At 73.1% G+C, this 17,596-nt stretch carries 18 protein-coding genes; 8 read left to right on the top strand and 10 right to left on the bottom strand.

What is annotated here, in order from left to right; genetic code table 11:
* Positions 1-9: 9 nt before the first annotated feature.
* Positions 10-1,824: a CoA transferase gene (locus ACFVS6_RS03185; protein ID WP_389700217.1), complete on the top strand. Its 1,815-nt coding sequence runs from the start codon at positions 10-12 to the stop codon at positions 1,822-1,824.
* The gene (locus ACFVS6_RS03180; RefSeq protein WP_389700216.1) at positions 1,821-3,515 is read left to right on the top strand and encodes a class I adenylate-forming enzyme family protein; all 1,695 of its coding nucleotides are present in this window, start codon (positions 1,821-1,823) and stop codon (positions 3,513-3,515) included. The genes ACFVS6_RS03185 and ACFVS6_RS03180 overlap by 4 nt, the downstream gene beginning before the upstream one ends.
* A gap of 65 nt (positions 3,516-3,580) precedes the next feature.
* On the opposite strand, the gene ACFVS6_RS03175 is transcribed toward ACFVS6_RS03180, so the two are convergent.
* The 3 genes from ACFVS6_RS03175 to ACFVS6_RS03165 are packed head-to-tail and all read right to left on the bottom strand — an operon-like array spanning position 3,581 to position 5,837.
* Positions 3,581-4,381 (bottom strand): ABC transporter substrate-binding protein, encoded by an 801-nt coding sequence (locus ACFVS6_RS03175; protein WP_389700215.1) that lies wholly within the window; start codon positions 4,379-4,381, stop codon positions 3,581-3,583.
* Positions 4,336-5,205, bottom strand: coding sequence for a metal ABC transporter permease (locus tag ACFVS6_RS03170; RefSeq protein ID WP_389700214.1), 870 nt, complete (start codon positions 5,203-5,205; stop codon positions 4,336-4,338). Before ACFVS6_RS03170 ends, ACFVS6_RS03175 begins: the two co-directional genes overlap by 46 nt.
* Positions 5,202-5,837 carry an ATP-binding cassette domain-containing protein gene (locus ACFVS6_RS03165; RefSeq protein ID WP_389700213.1) on the bottom strand — a complete coding sequence of 212 codons (636 nt, stop codon included), beginning with the start codon at positions 5,835-5,837 and terminating at the stop codon, positions 5,202-5,204. The genes ACFVS6_RS03170 and ACFVS6_RS03165 overlap by 4 nt, the downstream gene beginning before the upstream one ends.
* Positions 5,838-6,055: 218 nt before the next feature.
* Between ACFVS6_RS03165 and ACFVS6_RS03160 the strand changes: the two genes are divergently transcribed.
* Positions 6,056-6,634 (top strand): hypothetical protein, encoded by a 579-nt coding sequence (locus ACFVS6_RS03160; protein WP_389700212.1) that lies wholly within the window; start codon positions 6,056-6,058, stop codon positions 6,632-6,634.
* 30 nt (positions 6,635-6,664) lie between these two features.
* Here the strand turns inward: ACFVS6_RS03160 and ACFVS6_RS03155 are convergent, their stop codons facing one another.
* The gene (locus tag ACFVS6_RS03155; protein WP_389700211.1) at positions 6,665-7,207 is read right to left on the bottom strand and encodes an NUDIX domain-containing protein; all 543 of its coding nucleotides are present in this window, start codon (positions 7,205-7,207) and stop codon (positions 6,665-6,667) included.
* 186 nt (positions 7,208-7,393) lie between these two features.
* On the opposite strand from ACFVS6_RS03155, the gene ACFVS6_RS03150 reads away from it, so the two are divergent.
* Entirely contained in the window at positions 7,394-8,047 is a 654-nt protein-coding gene (locus tag ACFVS6_RS03150) for a hypothetical protein (RefSeq protein WP_389700210.1), read from the top strand.
* 75 nt (positions 8,048-8,122) lie between these two features.
* Entirely contained in the window at positions 8,123-8,536 is a 414-nt protein-coding gene (locus ACFVS6_RS03145) for a hypothetical protein (protein ID WP_389700209.1), read from the top strand.
* A gap of 84 nt (positions 8,537-8,620) precedes the next feature.
* Here ACFVS6_RS03145 and ACFVS6_RS03140 read toward each other — a convergent pair whose 3' ends face one another.
* The 3 genes from ACFVS6_RS03140 to ACFVS6_RS03130 form a co-directional block, all read right to left on the bottom strand.
* The gene (locus tag ACFVS6_RS03140) at positions 8,621-9,346 is read right to left on the bottom strand and encodes a hypothetical protein (RefSeq protein ID WP_389700208.1); all 726 of its coding nucleotides are present in this window, start codon (positions 9,344-9,346) and stop codon (positions 8,621-8,623) included.
* A gap of 308 nt (positions 9,347-9,654) precedes the next feature.
* On the bottom strand, positions 9,655-10,074 hold the full coding sequence (locus ACFVS6_RS03135; RefSeq protein ID WP_389700207.1) for a GNAT family N-acetyltransferase: 420 nt from the start codon (positions 10,072-10,074) through the stop codon (positions 9,655-9,657).
* 90 nt (positions 10,075-10,164) lie between these two features.
* Positions 10,165-12,573, bottom strand: coding sequence for an ATP-binding cassette domain-containing protein (locus ACFVS6_RS03130; RefSeq protein ID WP_389700206.1), 2,409 nt, complete (start codon positions 12,571-12,573; stop codon positions 10,165-10,167).
* A gap of 186 nt (positions 12,574-12,759) precedes the next feature.
* Between ACFVS6_RS03130 and ACFVS6_RS03125 the strand changes: the two genes are divergently transcribed.
* The gene (locus ACFVS6_RS03125; RefSeq protein WP_389700205.1) at positions 12,760-13,332 is read left to right on the top strand and encodes a GNAT family N-acetyltransferase; all 573 of its coding nucleotides are present in this window, start codon (positions 12,760-12,762) and stop codon (positions 13,330-13,332) included.
* Between the two features lie 255 nt (positions 13,333-13,587).
* On the opposite strand, the gene ACFVS6_RS03120 is transcribed toward ACFVS6_RS03125, so the two are convergent.
* The 3 genes from ACFVS6_RS03120 to ACFVS6_RS03110 form a co-directional block, all read right to left on the bottom strand.
* Positions 13,588-13,953, bottom strand: coding sequence for a PRC-barrel domain-containing protein (locus tag ACFVS6_RS03120; RefSeq protein ID WP_389700204.1), 366 nt, complete (start codon positions 13,951-13,953; stop codon positions 13,588-13,590).
* A gap of 184 nt (positions 13,954-14,137) precedes the next feature.
* On the bottom strand, positions 14,138-14,461 hold the full coding sequence (locus ACFVS6_RS03115; RefSeq protein WP_385574102.1) for a putative quinol monooxygenase: 324 nt from the start codon (positions 14,459-14,461) through the stop codon (positions 14,138-14,140).
* Positions 14,458-15,144: a TetR/AcrR family transcriptional regulator gene (locus tag ACFVS6_RS03110; protein ID WP_389700203.1), complete on the bottom strand. Its 687-nt coding sequence runs from the start codon at positions 15,142-15,144 to the stop codon at positions 14,458-14,460. Before ACFVS6_RS03110 ends, ACFVS6_RS03115 begins: the two co-directional genes overlap by 4 nt.
* Before the next feature lie 159 nt (positions 15,145-15,303).
* Here ACFVS6_RS03110 and ACFVS6_RS03105 point away from each other — a divergent pair, with 159 nt between their 5' ends.
* Positions 15,304-16,335 (top strand): medium chain dehydrogenase/reductase family protein, encoded by a 1,032-nt coding sequence (locus ACFVS6_RS03105; protein ID WP_389700202.1) that lies wholly within the window; start codon positions 15,304-15,306, stop codon positions 16,333-16,335.
* Positions 16,336-16,657: 322 nt separating this feature from the next.
* Positions 16,658-17,563, top strand: coding sequence for a CAP domain-containing protein (locus ACFVS6_RS03100; RefSeq protein ID WP_389700201.1), 906 nt, complete (start codon positions 16,658-16,660; stop codon positions 17,561-17,563).
* Positions 17,564-17,596 lie beyond the last annotated feature (33 nt).

The following is a 17,596-nucleotide window of genomic DNA, read 5'->3' as shown; positions in this document are numbered from 1 at the left end:
AGGAGAGGCATGGCGTCACCAGCAACCGCGCGGACGGACAGGCCGCTCGACACACTGCGCTTCGACACCTCGGGCCCCCCACGGATCGCGGGCGTCGTCGCCGAGCACCTGCGCGGCCTCGGCGCGCACCCGCACCCCACCGACGGCGCGCCCCCCTCGGCCGGCCCGGCCCGGACCACCCTCGCCGGCGACGGCTTCGCGACGGCACGCGCGATCACCGCCTGGGGTCCCCCCGGCAGCGGCATCGTCGACGAGGCCACCGTCCAGGCCGCCACCGGGATCATGTCCGTGCACGGCCGCCGCGACGGCGACCCGCGCGGGATCGCGGTCGACTACGTGGCGACGGCCACCGCCGTCCTGACCGTCCAGGGCCTGCTCGCGAGCCTGGTGGGGCAGGCCCGCGGCGGCGCCGCCGCCGAGGTCACCACCACCGCGGACCGGGCCGGCCTCCTCGCCGTGTCCCAGTACCTCGCCGCCACCGGGGCCGATGAGGCCGAAGCCGCCGAACTCGCCCCGGGGGGACCGCCCTTCACCTCCGCCGACGGAGTGGTCTTCGAGCTGGAGACCCTCGACCCGCAGGCCTGGGCGTCGTTCTGGCGGGCCCTGGACGCACCCGCCGACGCCCTGCGCGCCGGCTGGCGCCCCTTCCAGTTCCGCTACGCCACGGCCTGCGCCCCCGTCCCGGCCGCCCTCCATACGGTGACGAGGGCCCACCCCATGCGGGCCGTCATGCGGGCCGCCGCCCTCTCCGGCGCCCAGGTGTGCCGCCTGCGCACCCTCGCCGAACGCGCCGGGGAGCACGACGGCGCAGCCCCCTGGTCACTGGCCCCCCTGGACCCCGACGGCGCGGGCCCCGGCGCCGCGCCGCACCCGACAACCCGGGGAGCGGGCCCCGCTCCCGGCCGGCCGCTCGCCGGACTGACGGTCCTGGAGGCGGGCCGCCGCATCCAGGCACCCCTCGCCGCCCACCTGTTGGGCCTCCTCGGCGCCGACGTGATCCGCATCGAACCGCCCGGCGGGGACCCGCTGCGCGGCATGCCGCCCACCTGTTCGGGAGTCTCCGCGCGCTGGCTCGCCCTGAACCGCGGCAAGAGCGCCGTGGAGATCGACATCAAGGCCGCCGCCGGCCGCCGCCGACTGCGGGAACTGGCCTCCGGGGCCGACGTCTTCCTCCACAACTGGGCGCCCGGCAGGGCCTCCGCGCTCGGCCTGGACGCCGACGACCTCGCACCCGTCAATCCCGCGCTCGTGTTCGCGTACACCGGAGGCTGGGCGGGGCGCCTCGACGACGCCCCCATGGGCACCGACTTCATGGTCCAGGCCCGCACCGGGGTCGGCGAGGCCGTCCGCCCCGAGGACGAACCCGCCGCGCCCTCGCTGATGACCCTGCTCGACGTGCTCGGCGGGCTCCTCGGCACCGAAGCCGTACTCGCCGGACTCCTGCTCCGGGAGCGCACCGGCCACGGCGTCCGGGTGGACTCCTCCCTCCTCGGGGCCGCCGACCTCCTGACCGCCCCGGCACTGCGGCGCGCCGCCCAAGGCGGCAACCCCCGCATGCCCGCCGGGTTCCGCCGCCCGCTGCGCACGGCGGACGGCTGGGTGGCCCCCGCCGACGACAGCGCCGCGGCCGCCGCCCGGGCCGCCGAGGACCTACGCGCCCGCTCCACGGCCGATGCCCTCACCCGCCTCCACGAGGACGCCCTGTCCGCGACGGCCGTCACCACCGACCTCTCCGCCCTGCACCGCGACCCGCGCCTCACCGCCCCCATCGGACGCGACACGCACGGTGCCCCCACAGTCCCCGACCCCTGGAGCTTCGCGTGACCGCCACCGGACCCGCCCTGCACGATCTGCTGCCCGCCGAACTGCGCCGCTCCTGGGTCGTCGACGGCACCTGCCCCGACCTCGACCTCTACAGCCTCTTCCGGGCCCGCCAGATCGCCGACCTGCACCGCACCGCCGTCCTCGACGCCAAGGGCGCCCTCTGCTACACCGCGCTCGACCGGAAGGTGCGATGTCTCGCCGCCGGCCTCAGAGCCCTCGGCATCCGCCCCGGCGAGGTGGTCGGCGTGCAACTCCCCAACGACCGCGGCGCGGTCATCGCCGACCTGGCACTGGCCGCACTCGGCGCGATCGCCCTGCCCTTCCCCGTCGGTCGGGGCACGCTGGAGGCCGAGTGCCTGCTGCGCCGGGCCGCCGCCGTCGCCGTCATCGCCGTGACCGACCACCGCGGCACACGGCACGCCGCCGACCTGCTCACCCTGTCGGACGCCCTGCCGGCCCTGCGCCACGTCATCGCCGCGGGCCCCGGGACCGCACCGGAAGGAGCGGTCCCGCTCCGGGAACTCATGCGTGCCGACCCCGGCGGGTTCGTCCCCGCCCGCCCGGACCCCGACAGCGCCGCGCGGATCCTCGTCTCGTCCGGTTCGGAGGCCGAACCGAAGATGGTCGCCTACTCGCACAACGCCCTGGCCGGCGGCCGCGGCAACTTCCTGGCCTCCCTCATCCCGGACCCCGCCGTCCCGCCGCGCTGCCTGTTCCTCGTACCGCTCGCGTCGGCGTTCGGCTCCAACGGCACCGCGGTGACGCTGGCCCGGCACGGCGGCACCCTCGTCCTGCTCGACCACTTCACGCCGGACACCGCGATCGAGGCGGTGCGCGCGCACGAACCGACGCACGTCCTCGGTGTCCCCACCATGATCCGCATGATGCTCGAACGCCTCGACGCGACGGGCGGACAACTGCCCGCGCCCACCGCCCTGGTCCTCGGCGGAGCGCCCCTCGACGAGACCACGGCGGCCGCCGCGGCGAAGGCCTTCGGCTGTCCGGTCGTGAACCTCTACGGCTCGGCGGACGGCGTCAACTGCCATACGGGGCTCGCGCACACGGTGCCGCCCACCGACGGCGGGGGAGTCATCGCCGGCCACCCCGACCCCCGCGTCGCGGAGATCCGCATCGCCGACCCGGACACCCACGCCCCCCTGCCCGACGGTGAGTTGGGGGAGATCATCTCGCGCGGCCCGATGACCCCGCTGTGTTACGTCGCGGCCCCCGAACTCGACGCCCGCTACCGCACGCCCGACGGCTGGGTCCGGACCGGCGACCTCGGCTTCCTCGACCCCGAAGGGGCCCTGCACGTCGTCGGCCGACTCAAGGACATCGTCATCCGCGGCGGCGCCAACATCAGCCCCGCCGAAGTGGAACGCGAACTCACCTCGCACCCCGACGTCCGGGACGTGGTCTGCGTCGGCGTTCCCGACCCGCTGATGGGGGAGCGGCTCGCGGCCTGCGTCGTGGCCCGCGGAGCCCGTCGTCCCACGCTCGCCTCGCTCGCCGAGCACCTGACCGCCCGCGGCCTGGGACGGTCCAAGCATCCCGAGCGGCTCCTGATCGTCCGGGCACTGCCGCTGACCGCGGCCGGCAAACCCGATCGCGCCGCACTGTGCCAACTCCTGCTCGCGGGTCGGGCCACGGACGACGAGGGCGACGCGGTACCGCTCGCGCAGGCGGGATGACACGACGGGGCCCGGCGGCCACTCGGCCGCCGGGCCCCCGGAACCCCCCTCGTCCCGGGCCGGGTTCAGGATCCGGCCATGGCCTTCTTCAACTCGGCCGCGGCGTTCCGGTACACCGGCAGGAGGTCGAGGTCCTCTCCCGGATAGTTCACGATGCTCACCTGCTTCGCCCCCGAATCGGGCAGCACCGTGCCGGTGGACATGTGCGCGTTGTCCAGGACGAGGGCTGGCTTCTTCGCGGACAGCTCGGCGAGCTGGGCCGGGGTCACCGCCTCCGGCCCGTAGGTGCCCACCGTCGTCGCCCCCGCCAGCTTCGCCGACCAGCCGGTGAAGACCTGCGCCACGACCGAGGGGCTCCGGCCACCGGGCCAGGCCGCCCGGACCTCCTCGTTCAACCGCGCGTACGAGGTGTCGAACCCGGACTTCCAGCGCGAGGCCGCTTCCTCCGTACCGAAGAGCCGGCTCAGCTCGGCCACCTCGGCGCGCACCGCGTCCGGGTCGTTGTCGAGGTTGACCTCGACCAGCTTGGCCTTCGAACCGGCCGCCTCCTTGATCTTCGCCGCGTACGGCTCGAAGGGCGCGTACAGCACGAAGTCGGCCCGGGCCACCGCGGCGAGGTCGGACGGCTTGGGGTCGTAGTCCGGGGCGTGGTGCACGGACTGCGGCACGATCACCTTGATGTCCTCGGCGCCGGCCGCCTTGGCGAACGCGCCTTCCCACGTGGTCGTGACGACCACGACCGGCTTCCCGCCGCCGGACGGCGCGGCCTCCCCCGAGGACGCGCCGCTCCCGCAGCCGGCGCTCAACAGGAGGGCCCCGCTCAGTGCGAGGAGGGAAGGGACTCGGGCGAGGTGGTGGGGCGCCATGAGCTGATTCTCCGTTCGGGGATGAGGTGCACGGCGAGGACGACTGCCCCCGCCGTCAGGACGAGGACGGGGCCGGGGGGCCAGTCCAGCCACAGGGCCAGGACGAACCCGGTCAGGTTCACCACGACACCGATGCCGACCGCCCACAGGGTGATCGACTTCAGCGAGCCGCCCAGCCGGCGCGCGGCCAGCGCCGGGAGCAGCGTCAGGGCGTCGACGAGCAGGGCGCCGGTCAGTTTGATCGCCCCTGCCACGGCCACGGCCACCAGGACCAGGAGCGCCGCGGTCAGGGCCCGTACGGGAACGCCCGAGCATTCGGCGAGCTCGCGGTCGTACAGCAGCAGCCCGATCTCGCGCCGCCGCCACCAGAACAGGCCGGGCACCAGCACGGCCAGAGCGCCCAGGACGATCAGGTCGGCAGGGCCCACGGACAGGATCGATCCCCACAACAGGGCGAACGCACCCGACGCGTTGACCCCCGACACGGCCAGGAGGAGGAGCGCCGCCGCGATGGCCAGGCTCATCAACAGCCCCATGGCCCCCGACAGGCCGTCCGGCGTCCGGGCCAGCGGGGCGACCCCCGCGCCGGCGAGGGCGCAGGCGACGAGCGCGCACAGCATCGGGTCCAGGCCCGTCAGCAGGCCGACCGCGATGCCGAGCAGTGCCACGTGCATCATCGCGAACCGCACGGGCATGATGTCGAGGCCCACGATCACCACCCCGACGACCGGCAGCCCGACCGCGGCCAGCAGCAGCGCCAGGCCCGCCCGCTGGACGGCCAGCAGCCCGAGCAGTTCACCGAGATCGGCGCCGGCGAGGGTCACCGGACCTCCCGCAGGCGGCCCGCGGCCATCTCCAGCACCCGGTCGCACCGCCCGGCCATCGCCCGGTCGTGCGTCACCACGATCAGCGTCACGGGCAGCGAGGTGAGGACGTCGGCCGCCCGGGACTGGCCGTCGAAGTCGAGGGCGGCGGTCGGCTCGTCGGCGAGGACCACCTGGGCCCCGGCGGCCACGCAGCCGATCGCCCGGGCGAGGTACATGCGCTGCAACTGGCCGCCGGACAGGGTGTGCAGGGGCCGTTCGGTCAGCGCGCCCACCCCGAGCCGGTCGGCGGCCTCCGCGGCCTCGGCCCCGGCGGCGCCGGCGGCGAGGAGCTCCGACCCCAGGAGCGGGAACCGGCCGGCCGCCGGCTTCTGCGGGATCCAGGCGCAGGCCCGCCGCCGCCAGGCCCACTCCGCGGCCGAACCGGTGCCCCGGCCGCCGACCAGGATCGAGCCCGTCACCTGCCGGTGCAGCCCCAGCACGGCCCGCAGCAAGGTGGTCTTCCCGGAACCGTTGGTCCCGGTCAGCGCCACCCGCTCGCCCGCGGCGATCTCCAGGTCCACGTCGGCGACGGCCTCGACCCGGCCGTGCCGGCAGGCCACTTCCCGCATGCGTACGTCCAACCCGCCCATCGCGCGTTCCTCGATCCTCCGTAGCAGGGAGTGGGCAGGGCCGGGTGTCCGCCCTCCCACACCCCAGGAGTCGGACGCCGGGCACGCCGGGTTCCCGCCACCGGCCCGCGAATCGCTCGCCTCCGGCCGAAACCCTCCGGCCGCCGTCCCGCGCCCCTCCCACCGAAACCGTCCTGCCCCGCCGGTGACCCTTCGCCCCGTTACTAGGCTGTGCTGATGTGACCCCCTACTCCCTGGCCTTCTACGTCGACGTCGTCACCACGGGCACCGTTCTCGGACTGCGCCCCACCGACCCTCCCGACCGCGTCACCGAGGTCCTGGGGGCGGGGTTCGCCGAGAACGACCACGGCGGAGTCGGCATGTTCCGCGACTACGGCCTCGCCGAGTTCCACTGGCACCGGTCCGGCACGGACCGGCCCTGGTCGGGCCACCACTTCACGCTCCAGGTGCACCGCCTCGCCCACCGCGACCGCACCCTCGTCAACCCCGCGATCCGCGCCCGCCACGGACGCTTCGCGCCCCGGCTGCGGTTCGCGAAGCTCCAGAGGCTGCTGGAACGGCGCGGCGTTCCGCTGGTGGAGGTCCCGGAGAGCGAGGGGAACGCCCCGTACTACCGGACCTTCCTGCAACCCGCCTCCAGGGTGTCCGTGTCCGTCATCGGCACCTACGGCGAATACAGCACGCCGGAGGGCCTGCGCGTCGGCGACGTGTACTCGATCGGGGCCCCCATGACCGACGAGGAGGTGGAACACCGCGTTTCGCGCGCCGCGCGGCGCCGGCAGGCACCGTCCGCATGATGGGCGCCACCCACCGCACCCCCGGGCGGGCTATTGCCGGCCCATCTCGGAGTACGCCTCACCCCGTCCGATCGCCTCGATCGCGGCCCGCGCGTACGGAACGATCGGTTCGGGGAGGGCGCCGGGGTCGTGCCAGGACCACTCCAGGCACTTGTCCGGCTCCCTGATCTCCGGGACGCCCGACCATGCGTGCGCCCGGAACACCAACTGCATGCGCGGCGGTCCGCCCGCACCCGGGTGCAGAACGTGGACGGTGTGCACGAGCTCGACGTCCTCGGCCGCGATCGTGAGCCCGGCCTCCTCCTCGGCCTCCCGGATCAGAGCGCCCAGGGCACCCTCGTCCTCGCAGTGGCCCGCCAGGAAGTGGTGGCTGCCGCCCGCGTAGGCGACGTCGGGGTGGCGCAACCCGAGCAGGATCCGGCCGTCCTCGCGCCGCAGGTACAGGTGCACGCCGACGATGTTGGGCCGGGCCCCGCCGTACTCCCTTGAGGTCGCCGGGGCGTCGCGTCGCGGGGGAGCCGCGGCGGAACCGGTGGGCGCGGCGGCGGGCGGGTCGGCGGTTGAGTCGGTCATCCGGTCCTCCTCCGGGTGGGCGGCCTGGCCGTGGACCTCCGACGATGCCGTGGATCGGGGCCCCCGGAGTCCGTTCGCGGTGCGTGGCACCCGAAAAGGGGACACCCCCCCCGCTCCCGGCCCTGTGGCCGTCGGGGAGACGGCGGTATCCTCCTCGTCGTCCCTACCCGAGACCGGAGCACGGTGATGTTGGCGCAGGAGTACGGCTACCAGGTGTTGCCCGGTACGGCCCTGGAGACCCCCGGGGTCGAGGAGGTGCTGCGGCGCCGCGAACGGGGCTCCACCCGGGCGGTGTTGGTGCTGGCGGCGGAGATCGTGCTGCTGGTGGCCGTCGTCGTGCTCGTCGGCCCGACGTCCACGGCGGCGGTGGTGACCGCCGCCGGGTTCGCCCCCGTCCTCGCGGTGACGGCGGGCCTGTGGCTCCTCTGGCGCCGGGCCCGCCGCAAGGAACGGCTCGCCATGAGCACCTACGGCTGGCAGGTGTGGCCCTGCCGTTCGCAGGAGGTTCGGGTGGTCGCCGGTGAGGGCCGGCGCGCACAGGGTCGGCGGTGGGGCACGGACGGCCGCGTCGTACTGCTGGAACCCGACGGCAGCAGCCACTGCTCGTTCCCGCAGCCCTGGGACGGCTGGGACGGCCCGAGCGTTCCGGGTCAACAGGCCCACGACCGGATGTGGTTCGCGGGCGATCCCCGGTTCGGAGGCATGCTGGCGGCGCCCGGCGGCCTTCCGTTCCGCTACGTCGTCCGCACCACCCCGGGCAGGCGCGGCGGCTCCACCGCCGAGGACGAGGCGGCCCGCCGCAGCGGTCTCATGCCGCGCGACTGGAAGCCCCGCTCCTGACGCCGCGACGGGCTCCGATGTCCTGAGTACGCGTACTCAGGACATCAGGACCACGGGGCTGATGTCCTTCGACCCATGGAAGAGAAGATCCACCGCGTCGTGGGCACGACCCTCACCGGCGCTTTCACCGGATGGGTCGCGACGGTCCTGTGGCAGTGGGCGACGTACGCGGACGAGCAGGCCTGCGCGGGCAGCGTGTCCCTCTGCATCCCGGGCTACGGCTTCGCGGGACTGGGTCTGTGGCTCGTGCTGTGCCCCCTGGTGTTCTTCCTGGCGCTGCGGCCCCTGGGCGTCGTGCCGCGCGTGAGTACGGTCCCGGCGTGCTTCTTCGTCCAGGGCTGCACCCTGGCGGTGCTCGCGCCCCTGTCGGTGCGGGAGTACCCCGAGGCGTCGGTGGTGAACCTGACGCTGCTCGCCTGGGCCCCGCCCTCGTGGCCGTCTGCACGGTCCCCCCGTGGCGCCGGGTGGGGTGGGCGGGTTTGGGCGTGATGGGCCTGACGTACCTCGCCATCCACTACGCGATGGTGTCCTGACCCCGCCGACGCACCGGCGCCGCCGTCCCCGACCGGCGGTTCAGGAGATCGCGTACCACTGGCTGGCCCAGCCCGTGTTGATGGTGCTGGTGGACTGGTCGGCGAGGTTGACGGAGGCGGGCAGCGAGGTCTGTCCGGTCAGCAGGGTGCTGTAGCGAAGCTCCGGAGGCGTGAGACCGGCGTTGACGGAGATGCCCGCCCCGGTCGCCTTGAGGGTGAGGGCGTTGGTGGCCCAGTTGCCGTTCAGCAGAAGGGCGATGAAGTAGGTGCCGGGAGCCGCGGTGAACGGCTTGGCGAGGGGGAGCGGCTTGGCGATCGCGTCCGTCATCAGCAGGGGCGAGACGTCCGCCGTCGACGAGAGCAGGGCGCCGCGGGCGTCGTACACGCCGAGGTAGCAGTTGGACAGCTGCGCGTTCGGATCCACCCCGGCGAGGCCCAGCCAGATGTTCGACCAGGTGATCCGCTCGCGCAGGACGATCCGCACCAGCGTGACCCGGCCGCCCACACCGGCCGCCGACTGGGCCGTCACGTGCCCGGCGTCGTTGGGGTCGCCGGTCCAGGCCAGCAGGTTCTGGTCCTGGGGGAGGGGTCCGTCGAACCCGGCGCCGCCGCGCGCGGCCGGCGGCGCGGGTGTGGGGGCCGCGGAACTCTTCGTCGCGCCCGCTCCGTCGCCCTGCGCCGTGCAGCCGGTCAGGACGAGCAGCGTCGACAGGGCGGCGGCCAGGCCGGCGATGGCGGTGGTGCGGGTGCGGGTACGGGTGCGCATGGTCCCCCCATGACGTGCGTGTGTGTCGGGGGACATGGTCACACGGCCCCGCGAGGGCCGGGCCACCGGATCCGCGCGGTGCGCGGACGTGGATCCATGGGTTATCGTTGATCTTGTGCTCGCGGCCGTGATCCACGGCGGTGGGACCTCGCGTTGGTGGTCCAAGGAAAGACACCCCACTTCCCGTGGGGGAATGCAGGTGCAAGGCCTGCCCAGCGCTCGAACCAAGGCCCCGGCCTCCTCAAGGAGACCGGGGCCTTCGTGCGTCCGGGGCGGGGGAGGGCGGGCCGGAGGGGCTCGCTCGCGCCTCAGACGGTGCGGTGCATGCCGACGGAGGCGGGCGCGGTGAGGTGGAACCCGTACTTCTCGTACAGGTGGCGGGCGTCACCGTCGGCGATCAGCGAGACGTACGCGCCGTCCGGGGCCCGCTGCTCCAACTCCCGGACCAGTTCCTCCATGATCCGTTTGCCCAGGCCCCGGCCCTGGTGCTCGGGCAGGACGCACATGTCGACGATCTGGAAGAAGCACCCCCCGTCACCGACGACCCGGCCCATCCCCACCGGTTCGTCACCGTGCAGCACGGTCACCCCGTGCCAGGTTCCGGGCAGCCCGGCACGGGCCATCTCGGGCGTCTTGGGACTCAACCCCGATCCGGACCGCAGTCTGAGGTAGACCTCCACCGAGGGGGTTTCGGCACACAGCGAGTAAGAGTCACTAGTACTGGTCACCCGCTACATGTTACGGACGACCCCCGACGATCACCAAGCGCTCGCGGGGCCGGGGCCCGGCGGTGGGCAAGTGATCGCCGGGGACGCCGGTCAGGCGCCCACGTACGCCGCGAGGTGCTGACCGGTGAGGGTGGAGCGGTCGGCGACGAGGTCCGAGGGGGTGCCCTCGAAGACGATCCGGCCGCCGTCGTGACCGGCACCCGGGCCCAGGTCGATGATCCAGTCGGCGTGCGCCATCACGGCCTGGTGGTGCTCGACGACGATGACGGACTTCCCCGACTCGACGAGCCGGTCGAGCAACCCGAGGAGCTGCTCGACGTCGGCGAGGTGCAGGCCCGCGGTGGGCTCGTCGAGGATGTAGACGCCCCCCTTCTCCGCCATGTGCGTGGCCAGCTTCAGCCGCTGCCGCTCGCCGCCCGACAGGGTCGTCAGGGGCTGACCCAGGCTGAGGTAGCCGAGTCCGACGTCCGCCAGCCGCTCCAGGACCTTGTGCGCGGCGGGCGTGCGCGCCTCGCCCTCGCCGAAGAACTTCTCGGCCTCCGTCACCGACATCGCCAGCACTTCGCTGATGTCGCGGCCGCCGAGGCGGTATTCCAGCACCGACGCGTCGAACCGCTTGCCCTCGCACTCCTCGCAGGTGGTGGCCACCCCGGCCATCATCGCCAGGTCGGTGTAGATGACGCCGGCGCCGTTGCAGTTCGGGCAGGCGCCCTCGGAATTCGCGCTGAACAACGCCGGCTTCACGCCGTTGACCTTCGCGAACGCCTTGCGGATCGGATCGAGCAACCCCGTGTACGTCGCCGGGTTGCTGCGCCGTGAGCCGCGGATCGCACCCTGGTCGATGGACACCACGCCCTCGCCCGCCGCCCCCGGATGCCTCGGCAGCGAACCGTGCACGAGCGAGCTCTTGCCGGAACCGGCGACCCCGGTGACGACGACGAGCACGCCGAGCGGGATGTCCACGTCGACGTCGCGCAGGTTGTGCGTCGCCGCGCCCCGGATCTCCAGGGCGCCCGTCGGCTTGCGCACGCCGTCCTTGAGCGAGGCCCGGTCGTCGAAGTGCCGTCCGGTGATCGTGCCCCCCTTCCGCAGTCCCTCGACGGTGCCCTCGAAGCAGACGGTGCCGCCGCCCGCACCGGCGCCGGGTCCGAGGTCGACGACGTGGTCCGCGATCGCGATCGTCTCCGGCTTGTGCTCGACGACCAGCACCGTGTTGCCCTTGTCGCGCAGCCGCAGCAGCAACGCGTTCATCCGCTGGATGTCGTGCGGGTGCAGACCCGTGGTGGGCTCGTCGAAGACGTAGGTGGTGTCGGTCAGGGAGGAGCCGAGGTGGCGGATCATCTTGACGCGCTGCGCCTCGCCGCCCGACAGGGTGCCCGACGCACGGTCGAGGGAGAGGTAGCCGAGCCCGATCTCCACGAACGAGTCGAGGGTCTGCCGGAGCGTGGTGAGCAGCGGCGCCACCGATGGCTCGTCGAGGCCGGCGACCCAGACCGCCAGGTCGCTGATCTGCATCGCGCACGCCTCGGCGATGTTGATCTTCTTGATCCTCGAGGACCGGGCGCCCTCGCTGAGCCGGGTGCCCCCGCATTCGGGGCAGGAGGTGAAGGTGACGGCCCGGTCCACGAACGCCCGGATGTGCGGCTGCATCGCCTCCCGGTCCTTCGACAGGAACGACTTCTGGATCTTCGGGATGAGTCCCTCGTAGGTGAGGTTCACACCCTCGACCTTCACCTTGGTCGGCTCCCGGTACAGGAAGTCCTGCATCTCCTTCTTCGTGTACTTGCGGATCGGCTTGTCCGGGTCGAGGAAGCCGGATTCGGCGTACAGCCGGACGGTCCACCAACTGTCCGACTTCCAGCCGGGGATGGTGAACGCGCCCTCGGAGATCGACTTGGTGTCGTCGTACAGCTGGGTGAGGTCGATGTCGGACACCGAGCCCCGGCCCTCGCAGCGCGGGCACATGCCGCCGGTCCGGCTGAAGGTCTGCTTGACGGTCCTGGTGCCCGCGCCCCGCTCGACCGTGACGGCGCCGCTCGCCCGGACGGAGGGGACGTTGAAGGAGTACGCGTTCGGCGAGCCGATGTGGGGCCGCCCGAGACGGCTGAAGAGGATGCGCAGCATCGCGTTCGCGTCGGTGGCGGTGCCCACGGTGGAACGGGGGTCGGCCCCCATCCGCTGCTGGTCGACGATGATCGCGGTCGTCAGGCCTTCGAGCACGTCGACCTCGGGCCGGGCCAGGGTCGGCATGAACCCCTGCACGAAGGCGCTGTACGTCTCGTTGATCAGCCGCTGGGACTCCGCGGCGATCGTGCCGAACACGAGCGAGCTCTTGCCCGAGCCGGAGATCCCGGTGAACACGGTCAGCCGGCGCTTCGGGAGCTCGACGCTGACGTCCTTGAGGTTGTTCACGCGCGCGCCGTGGACGCGGATCAGGTCGTGGCCGTCGGCAACGTGCGACGCGGACGGCGGGGCGTCCGACCTCTTGGCCTTGCTCATCGTGTCTCCCTGCTGGTGCGTACGGGGCCTGCGGCGCGGACCCCGTCGGCCTCGCGCGCCGCGCCGGCGTTCGTGACCGTCACGGTAGCCCGGGTGCGCGGAGCGGGGCTTCTCGATTCGTGACCGGTCGTGGCCGAGTTCCGGGGACGCGCGCCGGCCTCCCGCGGGCCGTGCGAGGGTGGGATCATGACCATCGAGGTTCGTCCGGCTTCGGTCTTCGCCGACGTCCGGACCCTGCTCGGGCCGAAGACGGCCACCGCCAACGTGTGCTGGTGCCTGAGCCACCGGATCCCGTCCAAGCTCAACAACGAGCTGCGCGGCCCCGCCCGCGGCGAACACGTCGCCGAGCTCTGCCGTGCGCGGGTTCCTCCCGGGGTCCTCGCCCACGACGGCGACGAGCCGGTCGGCTGGGCCGCCGTGGCACCCCGCGCGGACACCTCTTTCGCGCGCAGTCGCACGATTCCGCAGGTGGACGACCTTCCGGTGTGGTCCTTGTGGTGCATCCGGGTCCGTCCGGGGCATCGCGGCAAGGGGATCTCGCACGCCCTCATCGCCGGTGCCGTCGACTTCGCCCGCGCCCACGGGGCGCCGGTGGTCGAGGCCTATCCGCTCGACAACGGGGAGGCCCGGGTCGACCTCACGATGGCGTACCCCGGGATCCGGAAGAACTTCGAACGCGCGGGGTTCTCGCACGTCGCGGACACCACGTCGGTGCTGGCCGGCCACCCGAGGATCCTGATGCGGCTCACCCTCCGGTGACCGATGTGCCCGGGTTGTGCCTACTCTGGGAGTGGCGGCCGATGAGTGGTAGCGGCCTCCCGGCCGCCGGGCCCGGCCCGGGGCACACACCCCTCCCCGTTTTCTGTGTCCCGTGGGCCGGGTTTTCCCGTGCGCGGCCCACGGGTGCGCCCCGCGGCCCGCGGCGCACGACGGCGGGGCCCCGACTCGTCGAGTCGGGGCCCCGCGCGAAAGCCTGTCGACCGGAAGGCCCGTGGGCCGGGGTGGTGTCCGGGACTACAGGGGGCGGCCGAACGGACCGCCGATGCCGTAGTAGATCCCGATCTCCTCGCGGTACTGCGGGCTCGTCAGGTGCTGGTCGCGGTGGAACTCGGGGGCGTCCTTGACCTGCGCCCGCGTCCGGTCCACGTAGATCCTCTGCTCGTCCGCGTTGATGCTGATCACCGTGCTCGCGGGGAGCAGCACTTCCTTGCCGAAGATCCAGACGCCGGTGTCGACCACCAGGTAGGCGTCGCCCGCCTCGTCGTTGTGCTTGTCGACCTTGCCGATGTTCCCGTCCGTGGCCTCGACCTTGTAGCCGGACAGATCGGCGCCCGTGAGGTGGCCCGACGTCGAACGGTAGTTCCACATGTTCTCGGTCACGCGAAAACAACTCCTCCGGTTTGCCGGCGCGGCCGACTTCCCGCCGCGCCCATGGATCGGTGTTCCTTCGAAACGATGTTCATCCGTTCCGAGTCCTCGCTTGCCCGGGGCGCCGGTCCGTACACGTCCCGTCCGGAGGAAATCCGAAAGCCCGGAGGTCCGGCAGGGGGAGGGGTGCTGGGGGTCAGTCGACCTGGAGTTCGCCCATCCGGCTCCAGCCGTCGGCGCCCTCGATGGTGGTGCTGACGATGTCCGGCGTACGGGTGACCAGCGGGCGCATGGTCTCCAGGGCGGCACGGAAGTGCTCCGAGGTGACGTGGGCCTCCGCCGCGTCGTCCCGGAAGGCCTCCACCAGGACGTACGTGTCGGGTTCCTCCAGGCTGCGGGACCACTCGAACCACAGGTTCCCGGGCTCGGCCCGGGTGGCGCGGGTGAAGTCGGAGACCAGCTCGGGCCACTGGTCGACGTATGCGGGCTTGACGGCGAATTTCACCACAATGAAGATCATTTGGTCATTGTAGGCCGGGACGTCAGCGCATCCACTTCCGCCGCGAACAGCAGGGCCGGGTCCGGCCCCATGCCGGTGAAGTGGCCCGCCAGCTCCAGGGAGAGCGTGCCGTGCAGGCGGCTCCAGAAGGTCAGGGCCGTGCGGAGGGCGGCCGGCGAGGCGTCCGGGTGGCCGGCGGCCCACTCCCGGTGCTCGGCCAGGTGCGCGTCGAGGTCTTGGGCCCCGGCGCCGGTCCCGGAGTCGGGGTCGACGGCCGTGACGCAGGCGTCCAGCAGGACCGACATCATCTCCGACGCGATCACCGTGACGTCGTCCGGAGCGTGGTAGCCGGGGATCGGGGTTCCGTAGATGAGGAAGTAGCGGTGCGGATCCTCCAGGGCCCAGTGCCGCAGCGCCGCCGCCAGCCCGGCCAGGCGCTCCCGACCGGTGCCGCCGTCGGCCACGGCGGCGAAGGTGTCGGCGAGGCTGCGGTACGCGTCCGTCACGAGCTCCGTGATCAGTTCGTCGCGGCCGGCGAAGTACCGGTAGAGCGCGGGTCCGCTCATGCCCATCTGCTTGGCGATGGCGTTGAGGGACAGGGCGGAGGCGCCCGACCCGGCGATCTGCTGCCAGGCCTTCTCCTTGACCTCGGTGCGGACCTGTTGGCGGTACCGCTCGCGCGGGGTCGTGGTGCTTCCGGTCATGGCCGTCGCCTCTCCGTGCAGTCGATGGTTAGAACCTATCACCAACGACATGACCTCTCGCGTTCGATGGGGTCGATCGCTTGACAGTGCCCCCGTCGGCGTTCACTCTGGTTATAGCTTCTAACAAACACGAGAAGCGCTAACTCATGGGAGATCGTCATGAACACCGTCGAGCGCGTTGAGGTACTGCTGCCGGGCAAGGTCGAGCCGGAAGGGCTGGAACTGCACCGCGGACCCGTGCCGCGGCCCGGTGCGGGGCAACTGCTGATCGCCATGGAGGCGACCGGCGTGTCCTTCGCGGAGCAGCAGATGCGCCGCGGCCGCTACTACGACCAGCCCGCCTTCCCGTTCGTCCCCGGCTACGACCTGGTGGGCACCGTGCAGGCCACCGGGCCGGGCGCTACCCCGGACCTGCTCGGCAGGAGGGTGGCCGTCATGACGAAGACCGGGGGCTGGGCCAGCCACGTCGTCGTGGACGCCGCCGACGCGGTGGAGGTGCCCGTGGGCGTCACCGCGGCGGAGGCGGAGACCGCGGTCGTCAACGGCATCACGGCCTGGCAGATGCTCCACCGCAAGGCCCGGGTCCGCGCCGGGGGCACCGTCCTCGTCCACGGCGCCAACGGCGGCGTCGGCTCGATCCTGGTGCAACTGGCACTCGCCGCGGGAATCCGGGTGATCGGCACCGCGTCCACGCGCCACCACGAGGCGCTGCGGGCCCTGGGCGTCGAACCGGTCGACTACCGCTCGGGCAACGTCGCCGCCCGCGTCCGCGTACTCGCTCCCGCGGGGGTGGACGCCGTCTTCGACCACGTCGGCGGAGACGGGATCGTCGACTCCTGGCGGCTCCTGGCCCCCGGCGGCACCCTCGTCTCGTACGGCAGCGCCGCCACCCGGGACGACGAGGGCTCCGGCTCCTGGCCCGTCCTGCGGCTGCTGGGCCGGGTGTGGTGGTGGAACGCGCTGCCCAACGGCCGCAGTGCCTACTTCTTCAACGTCTGGGCGGGCCGCGCCTACGCCAAGGACCGCTTCCGGGCCCGCCTGCGCTCCGACCTCACCCAGGTGTTCGCCGCCCTCCAGCGCGGCGACATCACCGCGAAGGTGGCCGCCGAGATCCCGCTCGCCCGCGCCGCCGAGGCGATGCGCCTGGCCGAATCCGGCACCGTCGCCGGCAAGGTCGTCCTCGTGCCCTGAGGAGCTGGTTGTCCGACCTCGACGCCCTTGTCCTGCTGGGGGGTTCCGGGTCCGTGAGCGCGTCGGCCCGCCGAGGTCGAAGAGCCGTCCCGCTCCGTGCAGTTCGCCCGGTCTGCCCGGTTCACCCGTCGACACGTCGGTCCGCGCTTCTCGGCCCGACCGGTCATGTGCGGGGCGTTTGACCCGGGTTGTCCCTGATCCGATCCTGCGGGCTTCCTTAAGGGAAGGTGAAGTACCCCTTCCAGGCGCTCCTTTCGCTGATCACCGCCCTAGTCTCGAACGCACCACCCCCCTCCCCCTCTCTCTGTGAGGTGCTACAGGCATGAGTCGCAGCCGAACTCCCGCAACGCCGTCCCGGACCGACGCACGGCGGAAGAAGACGGTGCGCACCCGCATCGTCCTGTCCGTCACCGCGGCGTCGGCGGCCGCGGCGGTCGCGGTCGGCGTCGCCGTGGCGGACTCCGACGGCGGCGCACGCGCGGACCGTGCCGACGGAGCCTCCGGTCGGCAGGCCGCGACGACGGCCCCCGGTGACCTCCCCGGCGGCAGCGGGGCGTCGGCGTCCCCCACGCCCACCCCGGCCTCTCCCTCCCCCTCGCTGAGCGCCGAGGCCGCCGCCGCGACGGGCTCGTTGCCCGCCGCGCCGCCCACGGCGGACGCCACCGGCTCCGCCGCCCCCACCAAGCCCGCGGAAGCGGCCGACGAGGCCCCGGCCAAGCCGAAGGCCCCCGAGACCCGCAAGCCGACGCGTACGGCCGCCCCCACCGGCGGCGGCACCTCGGGCGGTACCGGCGGCTCCGGCGGCACGTCCGGCGGCTCCGGCGGCTCCGGCGGCAGCACCTCCGGGGACTCCGAGTCCGCGGTCCTCGCGCTGGTCAACAAGGAGCGGGCGACGGCCGGCTGCGGCCCGCTGACCGCGAACTCCAAGCTGAACGCCGCCGCCCGGGCGTACAGCGACACCATGGCGAGCAGCGGCGTCATGTCCCACACCGGGCCCGACGGGTCCACCATGACCAGCCGGGTGGAAGCCGCGGGCTACGCCTGGTCCCGCCTGGGCGAGAACATAGCCCGCGGTCAGGCCGACGCCGACGCGGTCATGAAGGCGTGGATGAACAGCTCCGGTCACCGGGCCAACATTCTCAACTGCGCGTTCCGGGAGATCGGCATAGGCGTGCACAAGGGCGACGGGGGCCCTTGGTGGACGCAGAACTTCGGCGCGCCGAAGTAGGAAGCGTCCCGGCGGCCGTCAAGCCCCCAGGTA

The organism is Streptomyces sp. NPDC057939 (assembly GCF_042887545.1).
In the GTDB taxonomy this organism is placed as follows: domain Bacteria; phylum Actinomycetota; class Actinomycetes; order Streptomycetales; family Streptomycetaceae; genus Streptomyces.
The sequence above is the reverse complement of the archived record's forward strand: the minus strand, read 5'-3'. Positions and strand labels throughout refer to the sequence as shown.

Coding starts and splice junctions, on each gene's coding strand:
- ACFVS6_RS03125 (WP_389700205.1), top strand. CDS start 12,760: ATGACCATCGAGGTTCGTCCGGCTTCGGTCTTCGCCGACGTCCGGACC.
- ACFVS6_RS03100 (WP_389700201.1), top strand. CDS start 16,658: ATGAGTCGCAGCCGAACTCCCGCAACGCCGTCCCGGACCGACGCACGG.
- ACFVS6_RS03155 (WP_389700211.1), bottom strand. CDS start 7,207: ATGACCGACTCAACCGCCGACCCGCCCGCCGCCGCGCCCACCGGTTCC.
- ACFVS6_RS03165 (WP_389700213.1), bottom strand. CDS start 5,837: ATGGGCGGGTTGGACGTACGCATGCGGGAAGTGGCCTGCCGGCACGGC.
- ACFVS6_RS03115 (WP_385574102.1), bottom strand. CDS start 14,461: ATGATCTTCATTGTGGTGAAATTCGCCGTCAAGCCCGCATACGTCGAC.
- ACFVS6_RS03185 (WP_389700217.1), top strand. CDS start 10: ATGGCGTCACCAGCAACCGCGCGGACGGACAGGCCGCTCGACACACTG.
- ACFVS6_RS03140 (WP_389700208.1), bottom strand. CDS start 9,346: ATGCGCACCCGTACCCGCACCCGCACCACCGCCATCGCCGGCCTGGCC.
- ACFVS6_RS03145 (WP_389700209.1), top strand. CDS start 8,123: ATGGAAGAGAAGATCCACCGCGTCGTGGGCACGACCCTCACCGGCGCT.
- ACFVS6_RS03105 (WP_389700202.1), top strand. CDS start 15,304: ATGAACACCGTCGAGCGCGTTGAGGTACTGCTGCCGGGCAAGGTCGAG.
- ACFVS6_RS03110 (WP_389700203.1), bottom strand. CDS start 15,144: ATGACCGGAAGCACCACGACCCCGCGCGAGCGGTACCGCCAACAGGTC.
- ACFVS6_RS03130 (WP_389700206.1), bottom strand. CDS start 12,573: ATGAGCAAGGCCAAGAGGTCGGACGCCCCGCCGTCCGCGTCGCACGTT.
- ACFVS6_RS03175 (WP_389700215.1), bottom strand. CDS start 4,381: ATGGCGCCCCACCACCTCGCCCGAGTCCCTTCCCTCCTCGCACTGAGC.
- ACFVS6_RS03150 (WP_389700210.1), top strand. CDS start 7,394: ATGTTGGCGCAGGAGTACGGCTACCAGGTGTTGCCCGGTACGGCCCTG.